We start from the raw sequence: 23,235 nt of genomic DNA, 5'->3' as shown, positions 1-23,235 counted from the left end.
AAACAATATTAGTTATAGGGTACGTAAAACGGCCCGCACTATTAAAACGCAAAACTGTAAGCAATATAAAATATATTCTCAGTTCTAACTTGTTAAGCACAGCTAAACAAGGGCAGTTAATTGCAACAAAGTCTCTAAAATAGGGTGGTGATTAACCCATTTAGCCGCAGGTGATGGTATCGCTTAAGTTCGTGTCAGACCAGTATCACAGTATCCATGGCACAATATTTCCCACAATACGCTTTTTTTATCTCACTTAAGTTAAATTGCAGGTTGCTAACTGCGAAACGACAAAGCACCGCTATTCGTGAGGACAAACGCCAGTACGGATGCTATAAACCTTAATGCCGACCAAAATATTAAGTTGTGGGAATAATCATGCTAAAAAATATTAGTGTCAGAACCTTCATTGTCTATTTCCTTTTGTCTCTTTTTTTGCTAAACGCAGCTGTCGTCTTTCTATTTACCGGCGCATCGTCACTCTTAATAACGCTCAATGTAATAAATGTGATTGCTCTTTTTTTACTCTGGATTTACATGACCCAATATCTTGTGACACCGATCAATACTGTGAAAAAAAGTATTGAAGAAGTCACGGCAGGGAATCTTGGCGTGACAATCCCCGAGTTTGGCAACAACTGCGCAGGGCGTTTAATTCCCGGGATTAACAGCCTTTCGGGCAATATTGCAACGCTGGTCCGGGAAATCAGGGCGTCGTCACAAACCGCCATGACCTTATCGGATCAACTCTCCGCACGCAGCGCGCAGCTATCAGTGAAAACGGAGCAGCAATCGGCTTCTCTGGTGCAAACCGCAGCCAGCATGGAGCAGATGGCTGCGAGCACCAAAAACAATGCTGATAACACCCGACTCGCCAGTGAACAGGCCAATCAGGCAACGCTTCAGGCGCGTAAGGGGGGCGAGCTGATGGGGCAGGTTGCTCACAATATGCAATCGATCACCGAATGCGCACAGCAAATGACGGAAATCATCTCGATGATCGACGGCATTGCCTTCCAGACCAATATCCTTGCGCTTAACGCGGCCGTTGAGGCGGCAAGGGCGGGAGACCACGGAAAAGGCTTCTCTGTGGTCGCTGAGGAGGTGCGAAATCTGGCACACCGCAGCGCGGAAGCGGCGAAGAACATCAAAACGCTGATTGAAGTCACCAGCAATAACGTTACACAGGGCGTGACGGTAGTGTCAGAAGCGGAAAAAAACATGCGTGAGATTGTGGCCGGATCCGGCAATGTCAGCCGTCTGATGGATGAAATTTCCAGTTCCACATCCGAGCAGGAGAAGGGAATTTCACAGATTACGCTGGCTTTATCAGAACTGGAAAGGGTTACGCAAAGCAATGTGGCGATGGCGGAGGAACTTAACGGCTCCTCTGACGTGCTGCGCAATCAGGTTATCGAACTGCAGTCACGGACACGCAATTTCCGGCTCGACGGGGGATACGCGGCTGATAGTTCGTTATCTACGCCGATTGTTCCGCTGGCGTTCCCACAGCGACAAGGACATTCCGCCTGAAGGGACGCCGCCGTTATCCGTACAATTCCCGAGCGATTTCAGCGCCATGCTGAACATAGTGGTTGCGTAACCTCTGCCGAAAGCTAGACTGACAACGAAAAGCTAAAAGGTGGAGGCGTTGTGGAGAGCATAAAAGGGTCTGAACTGAACGTTCCTGACGCAGTGTTTGCGTGGGTGTTTGACGGTAAAGGCGGTGCCCGGCCGCTGGAAGACAACGACGTGATCGATCACGCGCATCCCTGCTGGTTACACCTGAACTATACCCATCCGGACAGCGCTGACTGGCTGGCATCCACCCCTTTACTGCCAAACAACGTGCGTGATGCGCTGGCAGGGGAAAGCCTGAGGCCACGCGTGAGCCGGATGGGGGACGGTACGTTGATCACGCTTCGCTGTATTAATGGCAGCACGGATGAACGTCCGGATCAGCTGGTGGCGATGCGCGTCTATATGGATGATGGGCTAATTGTTTCCACTCGGCAGCGTAAAGTGCTGGCGCTGGATGACGTGGTAAACGATCTGAAAGAGGGCACCGGGCCGACCGACTGCGGCAGCTGGCTGGTGGATGTCTGCGATGCGCTTACCGATCACGCGAGCGAGTTTATCGAAGAGTTGCACGATAAAATTATCGATCTGGAAGATAACCTGCTCGATCAGCAGATACCGCCACGCGGTTTCCTGGCGTTACTGCGCAAGCAACTGATTGTGATGCGTCGCTACATGACGCCACAACGTGATGTATATGCCCGTCTGGCCAGCGAGCGTCTCAGCTGGATGAATGATGACCAGCGCCGTAGAATGCAGGACATTGCTGACAGACTGGGGCGCGGGCTGGATGAAATTGATTCCTGTATTGCCAGAACCGCAGTAATGGCCGATGAGATAGCACAGGTGATGCAGGAGTCGCTGGCCAGAAGAACCTACACGATGTCGCTGATGGCAATGGTCTTTTTACCCAGTACCTTTCTGACCGGTCTGTTTGGCGTAAACCTGGGCGGCATTCCCGGCGGTGCTTATCGCTACGGCTTTACCGCGTTTTGCGTCATGTTAGCTGCTTTGATTGGCGGTGTTGCATGGTGGTTGCATCGTAGTAAATGGTTGTAAATTTACGCTTTTTCCACCTTTTGCGCGGATCAAAACGCTCTTTTAATTGAGCAAAGTCAATAAACAGAAACCGTGTAAGGTGCATTATTACTCCCGCAGGTGAATGCAACGTCAAGCGATGGGCGTTGCGCTCCATATTGTCTTACTTCCTTTTTTGAATTACTGCATAGCACAATTGATTCGTACGACGCCGACTTTAATAGTCGGCTTTTTTTTGCCTCCCGTTTCTCAGGGTCTACCCTAAAAGGGTCAATCCAAAAAACTGGAGGGAAAGATGAACCATCTACTCGCGCTGCAACGACTGCATTCACGGCAGTCCGATCCGGTCCCGACCGACCCAACGCCCATGCCCGATCCCATTCCGCGTCCGCAACCTATGCCCGACCCGCCGCCCGATGAAGAACCGATTAAATTGTCGCATCGAACCCCGAGATCTGCGAGGATACGCGCCATCTGACCGCAAAGATGACCACGAGAGACTATTGTGACCGCTTTTTCTACCCTGAATGTTCTGCCTGCCGCCCAACTCGATAACCTCAACGAGTTGGGATACCTCACGATGACGCCTGTTCAGGCGGCCGCATTACCCGCCATTCTTGAGGGGCGCGATGTTCGCGTACAGGCAAAAACCGGCAGTGGGAAAACGGCAGCGTTCGGTCTTGGACTGTTACAGCATATTGATGCCACTCTGTTCCAGACCCAGTCTCTGGTTCTGTGCCCGACCCGCGAGCTGGCTGACCAGGTCGCGGGTGAGTTGCGTCGTCTGGCGCGTTTCCTGCCCAACACCAAGATCTTAACCCTCTGCGGCGGACAGCCGTTCGGGGCGCAGCGTGATTCTCTCCAGCATGCGCCTCATATTATTGTCGCGACACCTGGCCGTCTGCTGGATCATCTGCAAAAAGGCACCGTTTCACTGGATGCCCTGCAAACGCTGGTGATGGATGAAGCGGACCGTATGCTGGACATGGGCTTCAGCGACGCGATCGACGAAGTGATCCGCTTCGCGCCGGAAGATCGTCAGACATTGTTATTCTCTGCGACCTGGCCTGACGCTATCGCTGCAATCAGCGGTCGTGTACAAAAAAATCCGCTGACGATTGAAATCGACAGCGTGGATGCGCTGCCTGCCATCGAGCAGCAGTTCTTTGAAACCTCGCAGCAGGGCAAAATCCCGCTTCTGCAGAAAGTGCTGAGCCAGCACCAGCCCGCCTCCTGCGTGGTGTTTTGTAATACCAAAAAAGATTGCCAGGCGGTGTGTGATGCCCTGAATGCCGCCGGGCAAAGCGCGCTGTCATTGCATGGCGATCTGGAACAGCGCGATCGTGACCAGACACTGGTTCGCTTCGCGAACGGCAGCGCCCGTGTGCTGGTTGCAACCGATGTCGCCGCACGCGGGCTGGACATTAAATCGCTGGAGCTGGTTGTTAACTATGAGCTGGCCTGGGATCCAGAAGTACACGTTCACCGCATTGGGCGTACCGCACGTGCCGGAAACAGCGGGCTGGCCATTAGCTTCTGCGCGCCGGAAGAGGCGCAGCGCGCCAATATCTTGTCTGAAATGCTGCAGATAAAGCTTAACTGGGTGAACACCCCGGGGAACGTTCGCGTTGTGCCACTCGAAGCCGAAATGGCGACGCTGTGCATTGATGGCGGCAAAAAAGCCAAGATGCGTCCAGGCGACGTATTAGGCGCGCTGACAGGGGACATGGGACTGGATGGCGCCGATATCGGCAAGATTACTGTTCATCCGGCACACGTATATGTGGCAATCCGCCAGGCGGTTGCGCATAAGGCATGGAAGCAGCTGCAAAACGGGAAAATTAAAGGCAAAACCTGCCGGGTCAGATTGCTGAAATAAGCGGCAGAAAAAACGCGTCTCAGACGGACTCTGAGACGCGACAGGATTATTTCACTTCAAGTACGTTCAGGCGCAGCTCGTCAAACTGATTATCATCCTCTTCCGGCTGCCAGCCCGCAGGCTGCATGGGGATCTCTTCCCGGTCAAACGCCAGATCGCCGCCATTCACCACCTCTGAATCATGGTTGATGCCTTTGAAGTCAAACAGCTCAACATCCGCAAGGTGAGAAGGCACCACGTTCTGCATTGCGCTGAACATGGTTTCGATGCGCCCTGGATAACGTTTATCCCAGTCACGCAGCATGTCACCAATGACCTGGCGCTGCAGGTTCGGCTGAGAGCCACACAGGTTGCATGGAATAATCGGGAAAGCTTTCGCCTGGGAGAAGCGTTCAATGTCCTTCTCGCGGCAATAGGCGAGAGGGCGGATGACAATGTGTTTGCCGTCATCGCTCATCAGCTTAGGCGGCATGCCTTTCATCTTTCCGCCGTAGAACATGTTCAGGAACAGCGTTTGCAGGATATCGTCGCGGTGATGACCCAGCGCAATTTTGGTTGCGCCCAGCTCCGTCGCGGTCCGGTACAGAATGCCACGACGCAGACGAGAGCAGAGAGAGCAGGTGGTTTTGCCCTCCGGGATCTTCTCTTTTACGATACCGTAGGTGTTTTCTTCGACGATTTTGTACTCAACGCCCAGCTTATCGAGATATTCCGGCAGGATATGCTCAGGGAAACCCGGTTGTTTCTGGTCAAGGTTTACGGCCACCAGGGAGAATTTCACCGGCGCGCTCTGCTGAAGATTACGCAGGATCTCCAACATGGTGTAGCTGTCTTTACCCCCTGACAGGCAAACCATGATGCGGTCGCCTTCTTCAATCATATTGAAGTCTGCAATGGCTTCGCCCACATTACGGCGCAGCCGCTTCTGCAGCTTATTCAGGTTGTATTGTTCTTTCTTTGTATTTGATTGATTGTCTTGCATTTATTGCTACCTTCGGAGCCAGCAGGGGCAAAAGTTATCAGCGTGCCGACTAATCGTTAAGCATCAGCACCTGTTGCCATTCATTTTCCACGCATTCTATGCCGCAACTGTCTGGCTATGAAAGATGGGTTAACGCCGGCAGTCAATGCCAGCGGGCAAAAGTATGTCGCGTATGGTACGGATTCCGGCGGCGAATACCAGCACGTTTTACAGCGATGAAGGATCTTGTGCCGACTTGCGGTAAAGCGTAATCGGCTTTCTGTTCGCCATCAGCGAGACGTGGTCGTCAAAACAGATAACATACGGTGGGTAAGGGCAGGCAAGCTCCGCTCAATAAAATGGCGGAGCCAGTAAAACGGAAGGACAGATCAGGTGGTTACTTTTCTACAATCTCTTTCACATCCGATTGATGGATCTGATGAATGCTGCCATCTGCATCTTTGTATGAAATTAAACCGGTGTCTTTATCTCGCTCTGGTTTTCCATGTGTGGTCATCATATGTCCATCTTTGGTCGATATAACATAATCACTTGAGCACCCTGTCATTGCTAACGCGACACCTAATGCCAAAAATGCAAAAATACCACCCTTCATATTAACCTCTAATTAACTTTATAGTTACAATCGTTTTAATACAGCATTATTTAACAACAGTGAATTGCAACGCTTCGTCAACGAAAGGGAATTTCCATTTTAAGCAAAAAAGAGCAATAAACGGCCACAGCGTACCCGTATATGTGGCGTTTAATCTTGTGCTTCTATTTGAAACCCCTCTTTTTTATAGATGTAATCCTTTATGACTATTTCCGTTGCTCTTCATTCGCATCAGTATTGATTTAACTTGTATCGCTGCTTATCATCTGGCGTTTCAGCGTATGGGAATGTGCAGCTCGCATGCGACTTTACTGATGTGCTGGCGGCCCGGATTAGCAATCACTGGCGAACGATTCCCTTAAGATGATATCCCACTGGAAGGGTTGAAAGTGTTTAAGTTAAGTTCTTTTGGTTTTATGATTTTATTGTGCTCAGGGTGTAGTTCTGATGTGGTTATCACTCCTGCGGAAAAACCGGTTTATAAGCCAATGCCTGATATAACGCAATCTGTAACACCGTCTCAGCAACGGGCGATCATGGCTGGTGAACGTCCCGACTGGACAGACAGAGCACCGGTCACCACGACCAGGCGTTATTGATTTCTGCTTATCATCTTCAGGCTGCATAGCGCAGCGATTTCATAAGTAGTAGAAAACAACCCGGGACCTCACGATGGGGTCCTGCATGCTGATACGTAGTTTTAGCGTGACCTGCACGAATAGCCACTTAAACTGCACTGTGTTGAGAGTCTATTCATCTTCAAGCTATTAAGCTGTTTTCCCCGTACAAAGCAGGAGGGAAACGGTGATGGCTGTTTTAAAAGTATGTCTTTTAGTTGGGTGCTTCCTGGCGGGTTGTGTCTTGTATCTTCATCTTTTTACGTCAATGAAGGAAGCATGCATAAAAGATACGGCAGGAGAAGTGTTTCACGTGCGTCAGGTTGAAAATGCTGCTGATTGTCAGTCTTTTAACTGGAGCACGTATATACAGTGTGGCTACTTTTAGTCGTAACTATAACAAATGTTCAACATGCACAAAGCGAAAATTTATATGCGGTGAAAGAAACTGCAATCAGTAAACATTAAGATTTATCTGCTTCTGTTTTATTCATTTCTTTCTGGGGTGGGATATGTTAATAGATGGTTGGATAATAGGGTGAAATAAAGTTAAAAATAAAATAAGCATAATGAACATGACAGAGCAAAAAAATATTATTCGCGAGTGGTTAGATATTCGTTGAAGTAACACAACATACCCTTAATACCGTTGTGCAGTGGTTCCTTTAAAACTGTACGTTATGCTCAACGGCTCTCATTATTAAGGCTCCCGTATGCAAACTGACAAAGACCTTTCCACCTGGCTTACGTTTCGCCGTCTTTGGCCTATAATATCGCCTTTTAAGAAAGGGCTATTGGTTGCGGCATTAGCATTAATGATAAATGCCGCCTGCGATCCTTTTATGCTGTCTTTGCTAAAGCCGTTAATGGATGATGGCGTGGGCAAAATGGACCGCTCTGTCATGTTATGGATGCCGGTTGTGGTTATCGGATTGATGACGCTACGCGGTATTACCAGCTTCATCTCCAGCTATTGCGTTTCCTGGGTCTCGGGCAAAGTGGTGATGGATGTGCGCCGGAAATTGTTCCGCCATTTGATGGGCATGCCTGTGTCGTTTTTTGACAAACAGTCAACCGGGACGTTGCTGTCGCGTATTACCTATGATTCCGAACAGGTCGCATCTTCGTCATCAGGTACGCTGATAACGGTCATCCGTGAGGGCGCGTCAATCATCGGCTTGTTCGCAATGATGTTCTACTATAGCTGGCAGCTCTCAATCATCCTGATTGTACTGGCACCTGTTATATCCGTGACTATCCGTATGGTGTCCAAACGCTTTCGCACTATCAGTAAAAGCATGCAGAATACGATGGGGCAGGTCACGGCGAGTGCTGAGCAGATGCTTAAAGGCCATAAAGAAGTATTGATTTTCGGCGGTCAGGACGTTGAAACAAAACGCTTTGATAAGGTCAGCAATAAGATGCGTTTGCAGGGAATGAAAATGATGTCCGCATCGTCAATCTCCGATCCTGTTATTCAGCTTATTGCTTCCCTGGCACTCGCGTTTGTTCTTTATGCTGCCAGCTTCCCGAGTGTTATGGCGACCCTGACGGCGGGAACGATTAGCGTCGTTTTCACATCGATGATTGCATTGATGCGGCCTCTTAAATCCCTGACCAATGTGAACGCACAGTTCCAGCGCGGGATGGCCGCTTGCCAGACGCTGTTCACTATTCTTGATTCCGAACAGGAAAAAGATGAAGGTAAGCGTGTACTTGAACGCGCAAAAGCGGACGTGGTGTTTCGCAATGTGACGTTTACCTATCCGGGACGTGAGGCCCCAGCGCTACGCAATATCACCCTGAACATACCTGCCGGTAAGACCGTAGCCCTTGTCGGACGTTCCGGCTCGGGTAAATCAACCATCGCCAGCCTGATGACGCGATTTTATGATATTGATGAAGGTGAAATTCTGCTGGACGGCCACGACCTGCGAGAATATACCCTTCAGTCGCTTCGTAACCAGGTGGCGCTCGTGTCGCAAAATGTCCACCTGTTCAACGACACGGTTGCCAACAACATCGCCTACGGTCGTACGGAGCAGTACACCCGTGACCAGATCGAGAATGCCGCGCGTATGGCAAATGCGATGGACTTTATCAACAAGATGGATAACGGTCTTGATACCATCATCGGTGAAAACGGGGTACTGCTTTCTGGTGGGCAACGGCAACGTATCGCTATTGCACGCGCACTGTTGCGGGACAGTCCAATACTCATCCTTGATGAAGCAACGTCAGCCCTGGATACGGAATCGGAACGCGCTATACAGTCTGCGCTCGAGGAACTGCAAAAGAACCGTACATCACTGGTGATTGCGCATCGTCTGTCGACTATCGAAAAAGCTGACGAAATCATTGTTGTTGAAGATGGCGTTATCGTTGAACGCGGAAGCCATGCGGAATTGCTGACTCACAATGGGGTGTACGCACAGCTTCACAAAATGCAATTCGGTGCGTCAAACAGTTAAGTCACATTCACGCTTTTTACCCCGCTTGCAAAAGCGGGGTATCCCGTCATGTCACCCAAACCTGATTCATGCGCAAGATACCGTATAATGCCTTCTCTGAATACGCTTACATATCCTGTGAATGGACCTAACACATTGAATAAATTTTGTTTTTTCCTGCTACTCTGTATTGCTATCGGCAGTCTCTTTTCCGCCTGGCCCGTAGCCATATGGTTCCTGCTCATTAACGTCCTGACTATGGTTATTTACGGCGCCGATAAAATGGCAGCACGGAAAGGAATGCGCAGGATACCTGAAGTAACCTTACTGGTCTTCGGCGTTGTGGGCGGGTGGCCCGGCGCCATTATGGGTCAACAGATCTTTCGCCATAAAACGCAAAAGCAGCCGTTCAAAACCTGGTTTTTGATGTCTGTGGTCGTGAGCATCTTAGCCACGGTGGCGCTGTATCATTTTGGTTTTGTTGATCGCTAATGAGCATCATTACTGCCAATAGTAGTAGGCCAAATCCTGGTGGGTTGCTGTTTTTTGTCCGTTCTGAATAATACGTGCAACAACACGGATGACAGCATCTCATGAAAATAAAATGTATTACGCTGGCAGCGCTGATGTTTTATTCAGCGCCTGGCTGGTCGACGTTTCAGGAGCGGGAATATAATACCTGGTATATAAAAAATGCCGTTCTTTATGACATGACGCAGACGTCGGAAGGTTTTCCGGTAATGGTGAGCGTATCTCAGCCCGGGAAAAAATCCGCTAATCTGGTGGTTTCATACATCACCGAAGGGCAATGCGGAAAAAAACGCTGCCGCTTAATGTGAATGGTAAAGTGCTGCCCGCCAGCTATTACTGTGTTCAGGTTGGGTCGAACAGAATTGAACATTTTTCAGTGGTCGATGCAAACAGCGTCAATGCCCTGGTGGCGCATCTGAATTCAGATTTCACCCTTCTCCTGCAAAACGATATCAAGATTTGGGCCGCAAATATCAAATCGTTGAAATACGGTCTGACACCGCGTTTTTAAAACCCTGCTACGCTTGTTTGTGGTATCAGGAGCATGAACATGAAGAACAAAGATGAACAAACCGGGTTAGTTGGGCTGGCGATTGGTGCTGCTGTTATCGGGCTTGTTTCGGCACAGAAACCGATCGATCGTAACAGCATTGTTGATGAACTGCTAAGACTCGGCAGGCAAAAGGGTGACGGCGTAGAGGATGAGGTGTTCGTCAAGGCCGCTGAGCTGGTAAGAAAAGGGGTCTAAACGATGGCAGAAATCCGTCATGCCCGATGCCATTGTGGTGCAGTGGCATTCACCGTTGCGTTAACCGATGGGTTAAATACCGCCCGTCGCTGTAGCTGTTCTTTTTGTCGGATGAGAGGGGCGGTTGTGGTCTCTGCACCGTTAACCGGTATAACCGTCACCAAAGGCGAGGATAAACTTACGGAGTACCGCTTTAACACCGGTACAGCCCGGCATTTCTTCTGCTCGGTCTGCGGGATTTATACCTTCCATCAGCGGCGTTCTAATCCCAATGAATACGGTGTAAATGTCGCCTGTTTTGAAAACGTCTCTCCGTTCGATTTCCCGGAAGTGACGGTGATGGATGGGGTTAACCATCCTGCGGATGGCGAAAGTGGGGTCTTTGGCTATCTCTCTTTTCGCAAACGCGCGCCAACACAAGCGTCCTAGCCGCCTGGCCACATTGTGCTAACGCTGACTATAGTGGGAAGTGGGTATCTTAAAGAGGAGACATTATGCTTAGTGTTGAAAAAGACGACCCACGTGAGGCACCTGAATCAGGGGATAAAAAGCCTCAGCCCGTGAAAAAATAGCATTCACGAAGGGTATCACGGCCACCGGCACTGCTGGTGGCTTTTTGTTTTCAAAGGCTCACTGTTAATGCCTGTCGAGATGATTTAAGAGCGTGCCGAGGTGCCCAACAATATCGCGGAAATCGAAAATTAACGCCATCCACAAACACGCTAAAAGAGCCAGTAGGGCAAGGGATACACGACCAAACAACACAGTTATCCTTAATGATGAGGGGGATATCTGCGCAGTCTAACCCGCAGTCTTTCAACTTATCCTCAACAATCTCGCGATAGCGTGCTGTTGTGCGACTAACCTCAAAAAAGGTGAGCCCGCATGATGCTGCGGGCTCTGATCATCAGAACTGGTAAACCAGGCCTAATGCAACGACATCATCGGTACCGATACCGTTGTTTTTGTAGAAGCTGTCATCTTCATCCAGCAGGTTGATTTTATAATCCACATAGGTGGACATGTTTTTGTTGAAGTAATAGGTTGCGCCTACGTCGGCATATTTAACCAGGTCCTGATCGCCCTGACCGTTGCCCAGGTCTTTACCTTTCGACTGCAGGTAGGAAATTGCCGGACGCAGACCAAAATCGAACTGGTATTGTGCGGTAACTTCAAAGTTCTGGGTTTTATTCGCCACGGCGCTTTCATTGTCGCCGTAAGGGGTCATATTGCGGGTTTCAGAATACATGGCCGCCAGATAGATATTGTTGGCGTCATATTTCAGACCCGCGGTCCAGGCATCCGCTTTATCCCCGCCTGCGGTGGTATTTCTCACCTGATCGTTGGTACGGTCAGAAGAGGTATAGGCCGCCCCCGCTGAAATTCCCATACCGAAATCATAGGTGGTAGAAATACCGAAGCCGTCACCATTCTCATGACGCGTGTCACGACCATTATTGGTCCCTTCCTGGTTATTGCTGGCATCTTCGTTATTACCCTGATACTGCAGAGCAAAGTTCAGACCCGGCACCAGGCCATAGAAATCGGTGTTGCGGTAGGTTGCTACGCCATTGGCACGACCGGTCATAAAGTTATCGGCATAGGTGTAAGAGTCGCCGCCGAACTCTGGCAGCATATCGGTCCAGCCTTCCACGTCATACAGGACACCATAGTTACGGCCGTAGTCAAAGGAACCGTAGTCACCCACTTTCACACCGGCGAAGGCCAGACGTGTCCAGGACTGGTTATCGGACCCTTCGGTGTTATTTGCCTGAATGTTGTATTCCCACTGTGCGTAGCCGGTCATCATGTCGTTGATCTGGGTTTCGCCCTTGAAACCCAAACGCATATAGGTCTGATCGCCGTCTTTAGACGTGTCATCAGAGAAGTAGTGCAAACCATCTACTTTTCCGTACAGATCTAATTTATTGCCATCCTTATTATAAATCTCTGCTGCATGCGCAGCGCCAGCCATTAACAGAGCCGGAATCATCAGGGCCAGTACTTTTCTTTGCATTATGGTATTCCTTTGCGGTTGTTTTTATTTAATTACCTGTTGAACTTTCCTTTGCGGAGAGTTGTCACATGCTAAATCACTCCGCTGAAAGAGTAATAAATTATAATTGTTACGAAGTGAGTAAAATCTAAAGGGAATTCTTCTGCGGTAATGTTAATTTGTTTGATGAATGTTTTAGTGAAAAACATAATAAATTAAAATTATTAATCATGCAGTAAATCAGGTAATGTCTGCCCCGTTATATGCCTTTAAGATTATTATCCATAATTCCCATGAATATCATTTATTCATTTAACGTGATGCTCAGGGATTATTTGGTCTGGCCCGGTGTGAATACACCGGGCTTTTTTTATGGCATAAAAATGCCCGGACAAGCCGGGCATGGGGATTATTCGCTGGTGGATTTTTCCGCTTTCCCGGCCATTTGCGCCAGGAAGTCGTACCGTTTTTGCAGATCGGCGGCGGCATCTTTCCACAACTGCTCAGCCACCTCTGGCTGTTGCGCATTGAGGCGACGGAAGCGTTGCTCCTGCAGCAGTGTCTCAGCCAGGGCATCTGACGGAGGGCGTGAATCGAGCGCCAGCGGCAGCTTGCCTTCCTCTGCCCGGCGAGGATCAAAGCGGTACAGCGGCCAGAAGCCCGTGGCGGTCAACTGACGCATCTGGTCGTGGCTGAGCGCCAGATCGTAACCATGCTCTTCGCAAGGGCTGTAGGCGATGATAAGCGATGGGCCCGGATACGCTTCCGCCTCCTGAATCGCTTTCACCGTCTGGTTAAGCTGCGCGCCGAGTGAGATTTGCGCAACGTACACGTGGCCATACATCATCATGCTGACGCCGAGATCTTTACGCGCCTTGCGTTTCCCGTGTTCGCCAAATTTTGTTACCGCTCCTAACGGCGTGGCTTTTGACGCCTGTCCGCCGGTATTGGAATAACACTGGGTATCCAGCACCAGGATGTTCACGTTCTCGGTCAGGCTCAACACATGATCCAGCCCACCAAAGCCAATATCATATGCCCAGCCATCGCCGCCAATCAGCCAGATCGATTTTTCAACCAGGGCGTCAGCGTCGGTCACCAGTTGTTCTGCACCGTGAACGCCCTGAAGGGCATTACGAAGCGCCGTAACCTGTTCACGACGAACCTCAGGCGTGGCTTCAGCGTGCAGCGCAGCGTGCAGGTCGGCAGGGATGTTATCGGCAAACTGATCCAGCAGGCGCATCACGCGTGCGCGGTGCTGATCCACCGTTAAGCGGAAGCCAAGACCAAATTCGGCGTTATCCTCAAACAGCGAATTCGCCCATGCCGGGCCGCGGCCGTTGGCGTCGGTGGTGTATGGGGTAGACGGCAGGTTACCGCCATAAATAGACGAACAGCCGGTTGCGTTGGCGATCAGCATCCGGTCACCGTACAGTTGCGTCAGCAGTTTGATGTACGGTGTTTCCCCGCAGCCGGAGCAGGCACCAGAGTATTCAAACAGCGGCGTGAGCAGCTGTGAGGTACGGATATCAATACGTTCCAGCTTGCTCCGATCGATTTCCGGCAGGTTCAGGAAGAAGTCATAATTCACTTTCTCTTCTTCCACGTGTTCCAGCCGCGACATCATATTGATGGCTTTGATATCCGGGTTCTGTCGGTCTTTGGCCGGGCAGACCTCGACGCAGAGGTTACAGCCGGTGCAATCTTCTGGTGCAACCTGCAGAACGTATTTCTGTCCGCGCATATCCCGGGATTTCACATCCAGCGAATGCAGGCTGGATGGGGCCGATTCCATCGCGTCCGGAGAAACGACTTTGGCCCGGATGGCAGAGTGCGGGCACGCTGCCACACAGTGATTGCACTGGGTACACAGCTCTTCCTTCCAGATTGGGATCTCTTCGGCGATGTTGCGTTTTTCCCAGCGGGTGGTGCCCATCGGCCAGGTGCCATCCGGCGGCAGGGCGGAGACGGGAAGGGCATCGCCCAGCCCCGCCAGCATGGCCGCCGTTACGGTTTTAACAAAATCTGGAGCCGCATCAGAAACCACCGGAGGACGGTTCGGGCTGCTGGCATTCACCGGCTGGAGCGGTACTTCAGACAGCGACTCGCGCGCCAGCGCCAGTGCCTGCCAGTTGCGTTCAACCAATTCCTGGCCTTTACTGCTGTAACTTTTGGCGATCGCGCCCTGCAGTTCCATTAAGGCGCTGTCGCCCGGCAGAATGTTTGTCAGGTGGAAGAACGCCATCTGCATGACGGTGTTAATGCGCGCGGCAAGACCACATTCGCGGGCAATCTTCGCCGCGTTAATGACAAAAAGACGCGCTTTTTTCTGATTAAGCACCGCCTGCACTTCCTGCGGCAGGCGCGCCCAGACCTCATCCGCACTGTACGGCGTGTTGAGCAGGAAAATACCGCCAGGTTTGAGACGTTCGGCCATCTGGTATTTATCGATAAACTGCAGCTGGTGACAGCCGACAAAATCAGCCTGCGAAATGAGATACGCGGAGCGGATAGGGTGTTCGCTGACGCGCAGATGGGACACGGTCAGCCCGCCGGCTTTCTTGGAGTCATAGACGAAATAACCCTGTGCATACCACGGTGTGGAATTACCGATGATCTTGATGTTGTTCTTGGTTGCCGAAACGCTGCCGTCGCTGCCCAGACCGTAGAACAGCGCCTCAAGTTTCGCGCCGGAGGGCAGGGTGTTTTCCGGCAAGGCCAGTGAGAGATGAGTGACATCGTCATAAATACCGACTGTAAAGCGAGGTTTCGGCTTCGTTTCACTTAGCTCATTAAACACCGCCAGCACGCAATCCGGACCGAACTCTTTGGACGACAAACCATAACGCCCGCCAATGACACGCGGCAGCGTTTCGCGCTCACCGTTACTGAAGGCTTCCGCCAGCGCGGTCATGACGTCCAGATACAGCGGTTCTGCGTGTGCGCCTGGCTCTTTGGTACGATCGAGCACGGCCACGCTACGTGCGCTCTCCGGCAGCGCAGAGAGCAGATGTTTCGCTGAGAACGGGCGGAAAAGGCGAACTTTCAGCACCCCAACTTTCTCGCCGCGCGTCAGCAGTTCATCCACGACTTCTTCACAGGTGCCAATGGCTGAACCCATCAGCACAATCACGCGTTCCGCCTGTGGATGGCCATAATATTCAAACGGTTTATATTCCCGTCCGGTGGCGGCAGCGAAATCGTTCATCGCCTGTTCCACATGATCGTACACCGCGTTGTACCACGGGTTCGTTGCCTCGCGGGACTGGAAGTAAGTATCCGGGTTGGCCGATGTCCCGCGGATCACCGGATGTTCCGGGTTGAGTGCGCGGGCGCGATGGGCATCAATGTCCGCCTGCGGCAGAAGCGAGAGAAGGGTGTCATCTGCCAGCGGCACGATTTTGTTGATTTCGTGGGAGGTGCGGAAACCATCAAAGAAGTGAATAAACGGCACGCGGCTTTTCAGCGTCGCGATATGGGAAATTAACGCGAAATCCTGGGCCTCCTGGACGCTGCTGGCGCACAGCATGGCGCAGCCGGTCTGACGCACGGCCATCACGTCGGAGTGATCGCCAAAAATGGAGAGCGCGTGGGTAGCAACGGTTCGTGCCGCGACGTGCAGGACAAACGGGGTAAGTTGACCGGCCAGTTTGTACAGCGTCGGGATCATCAGCAGCAATCCCTGCGAGGAGGTAAACGACGTGGAGAGCGCTCCCGTCTGCAGCGCACCATGCACCGCGGCAATCGCACCCGCTTCGGACTGCATTTCGACGACTCTCGGGACATCGCCCCAGACATTTTTTAACCCGTTTCCTGCCCAGGCATCTGCCTGTTCGGCCATTGTAGAGCTTGGCGTAATCGGGTAGATGGCGATAACTTCGCTGGTGCGAAACGCGACTGACGCGACTGCACCATTACCGTCAATAGTTTGCATAGGACGACACCCTTACATTGCGCAAAAAAAGAGGGGTCCGTAAATCTGGTCAGACCCTGAATATTATTCCCTTATTTTAGCAAAGGCCGGATTTTGCGATTTTCGCATTTGTGTCCTCGGTATTCTCACCATCAATGAGTAGATCAAACTTTAGGTGAAAAACCCTTCTAAATCTTAAACAATTCAGTTCCAGTATTCATAAGTCGCTGTCATGGCTGCTTTATGTTTGTACTCAAAAGCCTTGCCTTTGTCGTTATCTGGTGAGGAGATAGTGATGTCGATATCCGCCTGGATACATTCCCCGTTAGTGTCCCATTCCTTACAGGTATTCACCGTTTTTTCGATAGTGTAATAGGTCTCGGTGTTCGTCCAGGTCAGCTGGCGACCTGCATCATCGTAAACATACTCATCCACGACGTTAGGTGTGTACCTTTTTGTCAGGCGATGATGCGTGTCGTACTCGTACTCCGTGCGGTAATTCTCAATCGCCAGGTTACTTTTGTTTTCTGAACGGGTAAGAGCCCCTGTTGTATTGAAGGTATACAGAATGGTGCCCATGCTGGTTCGATCTTTCTCCCCCGGAGTTGTGGCAGTAATGATGCCGCGGTTAACTGCTTTACTGATAATCCCTTTTTTGTTTAGCAAATACATACCTTCAACATTATGACGGAATAACAGTGTCGATTTTTGGTTGCGCTTGTCCGTTCCGATGCCTTTGCCATCGACAAGGATGCGCCAGCCGTAATCCGCTTTACTGAGTTTTATCGCACTGGTAATCACAAGAACAGATTGAGGATAGGTTGCTGTTTTTACCTCCAGCATACTGCCGCCAAGAAGTTCGCCACAGCGGTTGTAACTCGCATTTATTGTTGTACGGATGTAACCGTCCGGACTCTCAATCCTGGTTTCAATCGTTTTAGGTATTGCTCCATTAATTTGCTGTTGCAGTAGGATGAAATTATTGGTTTTATTTTTGTTTACGCTTTCGGGTGAGCACTGCTCAGCCCGGGCATGAAAAGAACACAGCGCGAGTACGGCTACGCAAAACGACTTATTGTAAATCGGCATTGATTATTATCCTTATGAACCAGCCTGTTAACGTAATCCCAAAGAGCAAAGCAGTAATATACTGCCAACAGCTTCAGGTTCAACAATATCCAAAAAAATTGCGAGAAATTGTTTCAGCAGCGCATAAATACGCACTTCCGCTCTCGACGGCACGGGATGTGATGCCTATTATGCATAGGTTTCGCATTATTCATGGGGGAGAGAGAGCATGCGTTCAGCGTTTTGGGTAGGGTGTGCCGCGTTATTGCTGTCGGCCTGTAGTAACGAACCTGTTCAGCAGGCCACGGCGGCACACGTGACGCCGGGAATGAAAGCCGCGATGTCCAGTTCTGGACAAGCCAACTGCGCGATGATTGGTGGCTCACTGTCTGTTGCCCGCCAGCTCGATGGCTCTGCGATCGGGATGTGCGCCTTGCCAAACGGCAAACGCTGCAGTGAACAGTCGCTTGCCGTTGGATCATGCGGTAGCTACTGATTATTCAGCGCGTTTAAACATCAGCGTTTTGTCGGCTGTCGCCAGCGTTAACTGGTCTTCAGTCAGGTCGACCTGTGCTCCTTTGCGCAGCATGTCGCCGATGGCCTGATCCAGCTCGTTCAATTGTGGTTCGGTACAGAGTTTGCGCGTCATCGCCAGCCCTTTAACCTTAAGTTCCCCTTCGGACAATTTTCCCTGTCCGTTGAAGCGGTTACACATCACGCCGGAAATGCTGATGTTATTAACCAGGCTGATCTCGGGCAACGCGCTAAAACTGATCTCAGGTTGCGTTGTCGTGGCCTTCACGGCTTTCCCGTCCACATTTTCCAGCACAAAGCGGTGGTTCTTAAGCTGCTCCGGCTGAACAGACGCTTTACCCGGATTAACGCAGCCGGAGAGGACAAGACTGATAACACTTAACGCAATGAGTTTTTTCATTTTTCTTCTCGAACTATAAATACTGTGAATCATTTACCAGTGTAACGATACGCTGGCGTGCGTTAATGGGGTTTATCTGAAAGTGCGGGAAGAAGACCGGGCAACGCAGCGGTTGCCCGGGACAAGATCAGTGAGATTTAAACCCGGCGGCCGTCATCAGCATGCGGAAGAACATACTGACAGCTGCCAGCGCCAGTACGCTGCCGCCCCAGATAATGGCCAGCCACAGCAATCGTTTCCAGACAGGCTGTTGCATCAGTGATAACCCTCCCCATGATGTACTTTTCCGCGAAATACGTAATAACTCCAGAAGGTGTAGACCAGAATCACGGGAATGATCAACAACGCACCTACCAGCATAAAGCCCTGACTTTGTGTCGGCGCGGCCGCCTGCCAGAGGGTGATCGACGGTGGAATAATATGCGGCCAGATGCTGATCCCAAGCCCGCTAAAGCCGAGAAAAATAAGCCCCAGCGTCAGGATAAATGGCCGGTTATGGCTTTGCCGATTATTCAGGCAGCGCCACAGATACAGACTCAGCAGGACGACCAGAGCCGGAACCGGCAACAGGTAAAACAGGTTCGGCAGCGTAAACCAGCGCGCGGCGATGGCCGGGTGCGCCAGCGGGGTCCAGAGACTAATCGCCGCGATAACGGCCAGCAGCACAATTAAGAGCGTTTTAGAAACTTCGCGCATCCGCTGTTGCAGGGCATTTTCACTTTTCATCACCAGCCAGGTGGCGCCCAGCAGCGCATAGGCCACCACCAGACCCGCGCCACAGAACAGGTTAAACGCGGTAAACCAGTCAAAGGGACCGCCGGTATAGGCACGCCCGGTGACGGCAAACCCGTTTATGACGGCACCCACCGTGATGCCCTGGGTAAACGTCGCCAGAAGTGAACCGCCAATAAAGGCTTTATCCCAGAACGGACGGTGCGCTGGCGTTGCTTTAAAACGAAACTCAAACGCCACGCCACGAAAAATAAGACCGATCAGCATTAATGTCAGCGGAATGGTGAGGGCATCGATAATCACCGCGTAGGCCAGCGGAAAGGCACCGAAGAGGGCAGCACCACCCAGCACCAGCCAGGTTTCATTCCCGTCCCAGACCGGGGCGACGCTGTTGACCATCACATCGCGATCGTCCGGGTTTTGCGTCATCGGGCACAGAATGCCGATCCCCAGATCAAAACCGTCCATCACGATATACATCAGCGTCGCGAAGACGATGATGACAAACCAGATAATGGAAAGATCGATACCCATTATGGCTGCTCCTTATTGCCAGTGGTAACTGCGGAAAGCGGGCGTGCCGGACGTCCATCGGCCTCGGTGGCGAACGATTCGTGAGGCTGAGGTCCTTTTTTAATCAGGCGCACCATATAGCTGTAACCGACGCCGAAGACCGAAGTGTAAACGACGAAGAAAGCCAGCAAACTGACGCTCATATGCAGATCGCCATGGGCGGACACCGCATCCCGGGTACGTTGAAGCCCATAGACGACCCACGGCTGGCGTCCTACTTCGGTGGTCACCCATCCGGCCAGTATGGCGATCAACCCTGAAGGCCCCATCAGCAGGGCAAACCACAGGAAGGGGCGCGAGGTGTAAACGCACTTTTTATAGCGCAACCAAAGCGCCACCACGCCGAGCAGCAGCATCAGCATGCCTAAGCCCGCCATAATGCGGAACGACCAGAAGACAATGGTGGAATTTGGACGATCTTCCTTCGGGAACTCCTTGAGCGCCGGAACCTGTTTATCCAGACTGTGCGTCAGGATAAGGCTGCCAAGAGCGGGGATCTCCAGGCCAAAACGGGTGCGCTCCAGTTCCATATCCGGCCAGCCAAACAGCAGTAGCGGGGTAGGTTCCCCCGGTGGGTTTTCCCAGTGCCCCTCAATGGCGGCGATTTTGGCAGGCTGATGCTTTAAGGTGTTCAGCCCGTGCATATCACCGACCATTGCCTGGATGGGGGCCACAATCAGGGTCATCCACAGCGCCATAGAAAACATAGCGCGGATGGCAGGCGTATTGTTTCCGCGCAGCAGATGCCATGCCGCCGATGCGCCAACAAACAGGGCGCTACTGAGGAAGGCGGCTATCGACATATGCAGCAGACGATAAGGGAAGGAGGGGTTAAAGACCACGGCAAACCAGTCTACCGGAACGACCTGCCCGTTGACGATCTCATAGCCCTGTGGGGTCTGCATCCAGCTGTTGGAGGAGAGGATCCAGAAGGTGGAGATAATTGTCCCCAGCGCTACCATACAGGTGGCGAAGAAGTGCAGCCCAGGTCCGACTTTATTCCAGCCGAACAGCATCACGCCGAGGAATCCGGCCTCAAGGAAAAAGGCGGTTAGCACTTCATAGGTCAGAAGTGGGCCGGTAATGCTGCCCGCAAACTGCGAAAATCCACTCCAGTTAGTGCCAAACTGATACGCCATCACCAGCCCGGAGACCACGCCCATGCCAAAGTTAACGGCAAAAATCCTGGACCAGAAGTGGTACAGCGATCGCCAGACCGGATTTTTTGTTTTCAGCCACAGCCCTTCAAGCACAGCAAGATAGCTTGCCAGGCCGATAGTGATTGCCGGGAAAATAATGTGGAAGGATACGGTAAAGGCAAACTGTATCCGTGCAAGGTGAAAAGCATCTAAACCAAACATGCACAGCCTCAATGTCAAACGGTGTGCTGTTATGGTACAGAGGTGCAGATCGGACTATCAGACGCAGAAACGCGAAATTTAACCATAACAGTTGGCAAAAAGTTCACACTTTTGCCATCTGATATACTTCCTTGTAGGGCATAAAAATATTTTTTTAATGAATTTTATGCATTAAACCGCTTGCTTTGTCCTCAGCACCGTGCGTTAATGGTCTTCTGGTTTTGAGTCCAAATAAATATCTGACGTAGTTTTATAAAGCAGTTCTCATCACGTTGTGCCTCTCCGCAGCCTCTCTTGGGTCTTTATCTACATTCCGATTAGTTTTGTTTCAAACCATTATCGCCTGATCGGCTCATGAGTAATTTACGTTTTTACGTTTACAGGAGAATCCTATGACTTCTTATATCCATTTTCGCTGCCCATGCTGTCATGGCTCGCAGTACCGTACTTCAGCCTTTGATGTGTCTGAGAAAAATCCCTTCGGCGCAAAATGCATCTTTTGCAAATCGCCAATGATTACGCTCGACCATCTGGCCGCGGCGCGTCTCGCACACAATCATGTGACCGAGTACCGTAAGTAATTCATTTCATAAACCATAACAGTTAGCAAAATCTTCTCTTTTTCTCCTGCTGATATACACTGTCGGCATTAAGGAGAATCTGATGAAAAAATACCAGCGTCTGGCGCAACAAATTATCTCGCAGATTGAGCTTGGCGTATGGTTGCCGGGCGATAAGCTGCCTTCTCTGCGAGAGCAGGTGGCGAGCAGCGGCATGAGTTTTATGACCGTGGGCCACGCGTATCAGATGCTGGAAAGTCAGGGGCGCATTGTCGCCAGACCGCAGTCGGGCTATTACGTTGCCTCGCGCCCGACCGCACAACAGCCAGCGCCACCTGCACAGGTCATGCGCGACGAAGCGGTGGACATCAACACCTATATCTTCGACGTTCTGCAGGCCAGCCGCGACCCGTCGGTTGTTCCTTTCGCTTCCGCTTTTCCCGACCCGCGTCTTTTCCCGCTTCAGCAACTCAACCGCTCGCTGGCAAACGTCAGCAAAACCGCGACGGCGATGAGCGTGATTGAAAACCTGCCGCCGGGTAATGTCGATTTGCGCCACGCCATTGCCCGCCGCTATGCACAGCAGGGGATGAACATCTCACCGGAGGAGATCGTGATCACCGCAGGCGCGCTCGAAGCGCTGAACTTGAGTCTCCAGGCGGTGACCGAGCCGGGGGACTGGGTGATTGTCGAAAACCCCTGTTTCTACGGCGCGCTGCAGGCGCTGGAACGCCTGAAGTTGAAGGCCCTGTCGATTGCCACGGACGTGCGCGAGGGAATCGATCTCAATGCGCTTGAACAGGCGCTGAATGACTACCCGGTCAAGGCCTGCTGGATAATGACCAACAGTCAAAATCCGCTTGGCTTTACGCTCAGCCTGGAGAAAAAAGCGCAGCTTGTGGCGTTGCTGACGAGGCACAACGTCACGCTGATTGAAGATGATGTCTACAGCGAGCTCTATTTTGGCCGTGAAAAGCCGCTCCCGGCGAAAGCATGGGATCGTCAGGACATGACGCTGCACTGCTCCTCGTTTTCGAAATGTCTGGTGGCCGGTTTTCGCATCGGCTGGGTAGCGGCGGGTAAACATGCGCGGCGCATTCAGCAGCTTCAGCTGATGAGCACGCTCTCTACCAGCTCCCCGATGCAGCTGGCGCTGGTGGATTACCTCGCGACCAAACGCTACGACGCCCATCTTCGCCGCCTGCGACGCACGCTGGCCGAGCGTAAACAGCAGGCGTGGCAGTCACTTTTGCGCCATATGCCGCCGGGCGTCAAAATCCATCATAACGACAGCGGCTACTTTTTGTGGCTGGAGCTTCCGGCACAGCTGGATGCAGGGCTGTTAAGCGAACAGGCGTTACGCCATCACATCAGTATTGCCCCAGGTAAGATGTTTTCCACCTCTGATGTCTGGACACCTTTTTTCCGTTTTAATACCTCCTGGGCATGGGGGGAGCGGGAAGAGCAAGCCGTTATTCAGTTAGGGAAATTAATCAGCAGCATGTTGAAATAACGATTCCGGTCTCTCGCTAAATAATCATTGCTTATCTATTTGCCGCCGCGGCGACCATTTTGCCGCGTCGCATCATACGAAATCTGCATACCACCTCTCACGCCTAACCCCTTGTCTATAATCCAGTTAACGGGGAATGCGCCCTCGGTCACACCTTGATGAAATTT

At 51.5% G+C, this 23,235-nt stretch carries 21 protein-coding genes and 2 pseudogenes; 13 read left to right on the top strand and 10 right to left on the bottom strand.

All coding sequences use genetic code 11. The features are described from left to right. Positions 1 to 378: 378 nt before the first annotated feature. From ACQG22_RS12310 to dbpA, 4 genes are all read left to right on the top strand, one after another. Entirely contained in the window at positions 379 to 1,533 is a 1,155-nt protein-coding gene (locus ACQG22_RS12310) for a methyl-accepting chemotaxis protein (RefSeq protein ID WP_100168167.1), read from the top strand. A 120-nt stretch (positions 1,534 to 1,653) separates the two neighbouring features. Next, entirely contained in the window at positions 1,654 to 2,637 is a 984-nt protein-coding gene (gene zntB / locus ACQG22_RS12305) for a zinc transporter ZntB (RefSeq protein ID WP_047023108.1), read from the top strand. Positions 2,638 to 2,929: 292 nt separating this feature from the next. Next, positions 2,930 to 3,094 (top strand): hypothetical protein, encoded by a 165-nt coding sequence (locus ACQG22_RS12300; RefSeq protein WP_283841960.1) that lies wholly within the window; start codon positions 2,930 to 2,932, stop codon positions 3,092 to 3,094. Between the two features lie 27 nt (positions 3,095 to 3,121). Then, on the top strand, positions 3,122 to 4,495 hold the full coding sequence (dbpA, locus tag ACQG22_RS12295; RefSeq protein ID WP_038985129.1) for an ATP-dependent RNA helicase DbpA: 1,374 nt from the start codon (positions 3,122 to 3,124) through the stop codon (positions 4,493 to 4,495). Between the two features lie 46 nt (positions 4,496 to 4,541). Here dbpA and ttcA read toward each other — a convergent pair whose 3' ends face one another. The 3 genes and pseudogenes from ttcA to ACQG22_RS12280 all read right to left on the bottom strand — a co-directional run bounded on the left by ttcA (position 4,542) and on the right by ACQG22_RS12280 (position 6,072). After that, positions 4,542 to 5,477 carry a tRNA 2-thiocytidine(32) synthetase TtcA gene (gene ttcA, locus ACQG22_RS12290; protein WP_013096454.1) on the bottom strand — a complete coding sequence of 312 codons (936 nt, stop codon included), beginning with the start codon at positions 5,475 to 5,477 and terminating at the stop codon, positions 4,542 to 4,544. Between the two features lie 98 nt (positions 5,478 to 5,575). Then, positions 5,576 to 5,760: pseudogene (locus tag ACQG22_RS12285) on the bottom strand (site-specific integrase); the annotation flags it as partial. Between the two features lie 93 nt (positions 5,761 to 5,853). After that, positions 5,854 to 6,072 carry a YgdI/YgdR family lipoprotein gene (locus ACQG22_RS12280; protein ID WP_129327302.1) on the bottom strand — a complete coding sequence of 73 codons (219 nt, stop codon included), beginning with the start codon at positions 6,070 to 6,072 and terminating at the stop codon, positions 5,854 to 5,856. Positions 6,073 to 7,402: 1,330 nt separating this feature from the next. Here ACQG22_RS12280 and msbA point away from each other — a divergent pair. From msbA to ACQG22_RS12250, 6 genes and pseudogenes are all read left to right on the top strand, one after another. Beyond that, positions 7,403 to 9,160, top strand: a complete 1,758-nt coding sequence (gene msbA / locus ACQG22_RS12275; RefSeq protein WP_369706456.1) for a lipid A ABC transporter ATP-binding protein/permease MsbA — start codon at positions 7,403 to 7,405, stop codon at positions 9,158 to 9,160. 87 nt (positions 9,161 to 9,247) lie between these two features. After that, a complete protein-coding gene (locus ACQG22_RS12270; RefSeq protein WP_248076089.1) occupies positions 9,248 to 9,631 on the top strand; it encodes a DUF1294 domain-containing protein in 384 nt (127 codons plus the stop codon). Positions 9,632 to 9,732: 101 nt separating this feature from the next. Beyond that, positions 9,733 to 10,181 (top strand): annotated as a pseudogene (locus tag ACQG22_RS12265) (hypothetical protein). A gap of 39 nt (positions 10,182 to 10,220) precedes the next feature. Then, positions 10,221 to 10,418: a hypothetical protein gene (locus tag ACQG22_RS12260; RefSeq protein WP_013096459.1), complete on the top strand. Its 198-nt coding sequence runs from the start codon at positions 10,221 to 10,223 to the stop codon at positions 10,416 to 10,418. A 3-nt stretch (positions 10,419 to 10,421) separates the two neighbouring features. Further along, a complete protein-coding gene (locus tag ACQG22_RS12255; RefSeq protein WP_045294236.1) occupies positions 10,422 to 10,847 on the top strand; it encodes a GFA family protein in 426 nt (141 codons plus the stop codon). 65 nt (positions 10,848 to 10,912) lie between these two features. Continuing rightward, a complete protein-coding gene (locus tag ACQG22_RS12250) occupies positions 10,913 to 10,990 on the top strand; it encodes a hypothetical protein (protein WP_223232805.1) in 78 nt (25 codons plus the stop codon). A 335-nt stretch (positions 10,991 to 11,325) separates the two neighbouring features. On the opposite strand, the gene ompC is transcribed toward ACQG22_RS12250, so the two are convergent. The 3 genes from ompC to ACQG22_RS12235 form a co-directional block, all read right to left on the bottom strand. Further along, on the bottom strand, positions 11,326 to 12,435 hold the full coding sequence (gene ompC / locus ACQG22_RS12245; protein ID WP_013096462.1) for a porin OmpC: 1,110 nt from the start codon (positions 12,433 to 12,435) through the stop codon (positions 11,326 to 11,328). A gap of 388 nt (positions 12,436 to 12,823) precedes the next feature. Beyond that, entirely contained in the window at positions 12,824 to 16,348 is a 3,525-nt protein-coding gene (gene nifJ, locus ACQG22_RS12240) for a pyruvate:ferredoxin (flavodoxin) oxidoreductase (protein WP_369706457.1), read from the bottom strand. Positions 16,349 to 16,531: 183 nt separating this feature from the next. After that, on the bottom strand, positions 16,532 to 17,416 hold the full coding sequence (locus ACQG22_RS12235; protein WP_048972255.1) for a hypothetical protein: 885 nt from the start codon (positions 17,414 to 17,416) through the stop codon (positions 16,532 to 16,534). 208 nt (positions 17,417 to 17,624) lie between these two features. On the opposite strand from ACQG22_RS12235, the gene ACQG22_RS12230 reads away from it, so the two are divergent. Next, positions 17,625 to 17,891 (top strand): putative hemolysin, encoded by a 267-nt coding sequence (locus ACQG22_RS12230; protein ID WP_013096465.1) that lies wholly within the window; start codon positions 17,625 to 17,627, stop codon positions 17,889 to 17,891. On the opposite strand, the gene hslJ is transcribed toward ACQG22_RS12230, so the two are convergent. From hslJ to ACQG22_RS12210, 4 genes are all read right to left on the bottom strand, one after another. Next, entirely contained in the window at positions 17,892 to 18,329 is a 438-nt protein-coding gene (gene hslJ, locus ACQG22_RS12225) for a heat shock protein HslJ (RefSeq protein ID WP_048972257.1), read from the bottom strand. A gap of 127 nt (positions 18,330 to 18,456) precedes the next feature. Next, positions 18,457 to 18,585 carry a DUF2474 domain-containing protein gene (locus ACQG22_RS12220; protein WP_013096467.1) on the bottom strand — a complete coding sequence of 43 codons (129 nt, stop codon included), beginning with the start codon at positions 18,583 to 18,585 and terminating at the stop codon, positions 18,457 to 18,459. Next, positions 18,585 to 19,595, bottom strand: coding sequence for a cytochrome d ubiquinol oxidase subunit II (cydB, locus tag ACQG22_RS12215; RefSeq protein WP_048972258.1), 1,011 nt, complete (start codon positions 19,593 to 19,595; stop codon positions 18,585 to 18,587). The genes ACQG22_RS12220 and cydB overlap by 1 nt, the downstream gene beginning before the upstream one ends. Further along, positions 19,595 to 20,995 (bottom strand): cytochrome ubiquinol oxidase subunit I, encoded by a 1,401-nt coding sequence (locus tag ACQG22_RS12210; RefSeq protein WP_048972259.1) that lies wholly within the window; start codon positions 20,993 to 20,995, stop codon positions 19,595 to 19,597. The genes cydB and ACQG22_RS12210 overlap by 1 nt, the downstream gene beginning before the upstream one ends. Before the next feature lie 392 nt (positions 20,996 to 21,387). Between ACQG22_RS12210 and ACQG22_RS12205 the strand changes: the two genes are divergently transcribed. After that, complete coding sequence (locus ACQG22_RS12205) at positions 21,388 to 21,576, top strand: hypothetical protein (RefSeq protein WP_020689184.1); 189 nt, start codon at positions 21,388 to 21,390, stop codon at positions 21,574 to 21,576. Between the two features lie 82 nt (positions 21,577 to 21,658). Next, positions 21,659 to 23,068 carry a PLP-dependent aminotransferase family protein gene (locus tag ACQG22_RS12200; RefSeq protein ID WP_023621162.1) on the top strand — a complete coding sequence of 470 codons (1,410 nt, stop codon included), beginning with the start codon at positions 21,659 to 21,661 and terminating at the stop codon, positions 23,066 to 23,068. Positions 23,069 to 23,235: the final 167 nt, after the last annotated feature.

The organism is Enterobacter cloacae complex sp. 309I3, from assembly GCF_050031595.1.
In the GTDB taxonomy this organism is placed as follows: Bacteria; Pseudomonadota; Gammaproteobacteria; order Enterobacterales; family Enterobacteriaceae; genus Enterobacter; species Enterobacter cloacae.
The sequence above is the reverse complement of the archived record's forward strand: the minus strand, read 5'-3'. Positions and strand labels throughout refer to the sequence as shown.

Coding starts and splice junctions, on each gene's coding strand:
- ACQG22_RS12310 (WP_100168167.1), top strand. CDS start 379: ATGCTAAAAAATATTAGTGTCAGAACCTTCATTGTCTATTTCCTTTTG.
- ttcA (WP_013096454.1), bottom strand. CDS start 5,477: ATGCAAGACAATCAATCAAATACAAAGAAAGAACAATACAACCTGAAT.
- ACQG22_RS12280 (WP_129327302.1), bottom strand. CDS start 6,072: ATGAAGGGTGGTATTTTTGCATTTTTGGCATTAGGTGTCGCGTTAGCA.
- msbA (WP_369706456.1), top strand. CDS start 7,403: ATGCAAACTGACAAAGACCTTTCCACCTGGCTTACGTTTCGCCGTCTT.
- ACQG22_RS12270 (WP_248076089.1), top strand. CDS start 9,248: ATGCCTTCTCTGAATACGCTTACATATCCTGTGAATGGACCTAACACA.
- ACQG22_RS12260 (WP_013096459.1), top strand. CDS start 10,221: ATGAAGAACAAAGATGAACAAACCGGGTTAGTTGGGCTGGCGATTGGT.
- ACQG22_RS12255 (WP_045294236.1), top strand. CDS start 10,422: ATGGCAGAAATCCGTCATGCCCGATGCCATTGTGGTGCAGTGGCATTC.
- ACQG22_RS12250 (WP_223232805.1), top strand. CDS start 10,913: ATGCTTAGTGTTGAAAAAGACGACCCACGTGAGGCACCTGAATCAGGG.
- ompC (WP_013096462.1), bottom strand. CDS start 12,435: ATGCAAAGAAAAGTACTGGCCCTGATGATTCCGGCTCTGTTAATGGCT.
- nifJ (WP_369706457.1), bottom strand. CDS start 16,348: ATGCAAACTATTGACGGTAATGGTGCAGTCGCGTCAGTCGCGTTTCGC.
- ACQG22_RS12235 (WP_048972255.1), bottom strand. CDS start 17,416: ATGCCGATTTACAATAAGTCGTTTTGCGTAGCCGTACTCGCGCTGTGT.
- ACQG22_RS12230 (WP_013096465.1), top strand. CDS start 17,625: ATGCGTTCAGCGTTTTGGGTAGGGTGTGCCGCGTTATTGCTGTCGGCC.
- hslJ (WP_048972257.1), bottom strand. CDS start 18,329: ATGAAAAAACTCATTGCGTTAAGTGTTATCAGTCTTGTCCTCTCCGGC.
- ACQG22_RS12220 (WP_013096467.1), bottom strand. CDS start 18,585: ATGCAACAGCCTGTCTGGAAACGATTGCTGTGGCTGGCCATTATCTGG.
- cydB (WP_048972258.1), bottom strand. CDS start 19,595: ATGGGTATCGATCTTTCCATTATCTGGTTTGTCATCATCGTCTTCGCG.
- ACQG22_RS12210 (WP_048972259.1), bottom strand. CDS start 20,995: ATGTTTGGTTTAGATGCTTTTCACCTTGCACGGATACAGTTTGCCTTT.
- ACQG22_RS12205 (WP_020689184.1), top strand. CDS start 21,388: ATGACTTCTTATATCCATTTTCGCTGCCCATGCTGTCATGGCTCGCAG.
- ACQG22_RS12200 (WP_023621162.1), top strand. CDS start 21,659: ATGAAAAAATACCAGCGTCTGGCGCAACAAATTATCTCGCAGATTGAG.